The following is a 1,379-nucleotide window of genomic DNA, read 5'->3' as shown; positions in this document are numbered from 1 at the left end:
ATCGCCAGCCACTATGCCCGCAGCGTGCGCGCCAATGTGGAGTCGGTGCTGGAGAGCGCCTTTCCGCTCACCCACGCTCACTGGGCGCCGGTGGACAGGTGGCAACTGGTGGAGGGCTTTGTCATCGCGCACGGCGCCGAGGCCCCCGAGTTTCACCATATCGCCACCGAGTTTGTCCGCTATGTGCAGCATCGCCACGGCGAGGGCTCTCTCAACTGGCCCAGGCAGCGGCTGGCGCTGCTGGAGTACGAGTGGGCCTACCTCTGTGTCGAGATTGATGAAGGGGTGGTACCGCAAGTGCTACAGGTGGAGGAGGTGACGGCGGAGAGTTCGTTTGTGCTCAATCCTACCCTGCAACTGCTTGAACTCCCCTTTGCCATTCGTCGCAGCGGCGTGGTGCCGACCCGGCAGGGCAACCACTTTTATGGCCTGTTTCGCAGTCCGGATCATCAGGTAGTGACCCAGCGGTTGCGCGAATGGGACGTGGCGCTGATCCAGCTGCTGCAACAGCAGCCGGGGATCACCCAAGCCGCGTTCCTGCAACAGGTGCAACAGGTTCGCCGCGACTTTGATCTGATCGAGTGGGCACGCCATTTTTACCGGCTGGGTCTGCTGACCCTGCCCGTTGGCGAGCGCCAGCCCGGCGCCCCCTTGCATCCATTTAGCAAACACCAAGGAGAATTCCCATGAACAACACCCTGATCCAGTGGTACGAGCGGGCGGTGGCCCAGTGCAAGCGGCTCGATTTTCTGGCCCTGCTGGCCATTCGCCTCTATCTCATTCCGGTCATCTATGTGGGGGCCCACTCCAAGGTGATGGGCTTTGCCGGCACCGTCGCCTGGTTTGGTGCCCCGGTCTCGGAAGGGGGGCTCAACCTGCCGTTCCCGACCCTGCTCGCCTTTCTGGCGGCGGGCACCGAGGTGCTGGGCTGCATCTGCATTGCCCTTGGCCTTTTTACCCGCATCATGGCCATTCCCACCATCTTCCTGATGAGCGTGGCGAGTGCCATGGTGCACTGGAAGCACGGCTGGGACGCCATCGCTACCGGCAGTATGGAGGCTACCTTGCGCCTCAACGGCTTTATCGAGTGGCTGGCCGCCAACTTCCCCGGTCGCTACAACTACATCACTGAGCTGGGTGATCCCGTGATGCTCAACAACGGGATGGAGTTTGCCGCCACCTACTTTGTGATGCTGCTGGTGCTGCTGGTTTACGGCGGGGGCCGTTACGTCAGCCTCGACTACTGGCTCAAGCGTGCCGTGACCGGCAAAGCAGGCGTGTAACAGGCGTCTACATGGATGAAACCGACGGCCACATCGACAACATGTGCTGCTTCGTCCGTCCGGGTGAAGTGGCCCTGCACTGGACTGATGATCAGA

Annotated in this window: 2 protein-coding genes and 1 pseudogene; all 3 read left to right on the top strand. The window is 61.9% G+C overall.

The window, feature by feature from the left end; genetic code table 11:
• On the top strand, window positions 1-690 hold a 690-nt coding region (locus AB5Y92_RS11295), incomplete at its 5' end, for a putative DNA-binding domain-containing protein (protein ID WP_368226797.1).
• On the top strand, window positions 687-1,283 hold the full coding sequence (locus tag AB5Y92_RS11290; RefSeq protein WP_005347058.1) for a DoxX family protein: 597 nt from the start codon (window positions 687-689) through the stop codon (window positions 1,281-1,283). The genes AB5Y92_RS11295 and AB5Y92_RS11290, both read left to right, overlap by 4 nt.
• 2 nt (window positions 1,284-1,285) lie before the next feature.
• A pseudogene (locus tag AB5Y92_RS11285) lies at window positions 1,286-1,379 on the top strand (agmatine deiminase family protein); the annotation flags it as partial.

This window comes from Aeromonas sp. R1-1, from assembly GCF_040908495.1.
In the GTDB taxonomy this organism is placed as follows: domain Bacteria; phylum Pseudomonadota; class Gammaproteobacteria; order Enterobacterales; family Aeromonadaceae; genus Aeromonas; species Aeromonas veronii.
The sequence above is the reverse complement of the archived record's forward strand: the minus strand, read 5'-3'. Positions and strand labels throughout refer to the sequence as shown.

Excerpts from the sequence above, each read along its gene's own strand:
- AB5Y92_RS11290 (WP_005347058.1), top strand. The coding sequence starts at position 687 with ATGAACAACACCCTGATCCAGTGGTACGAGCGGGCGGTGGCCCAGTGC.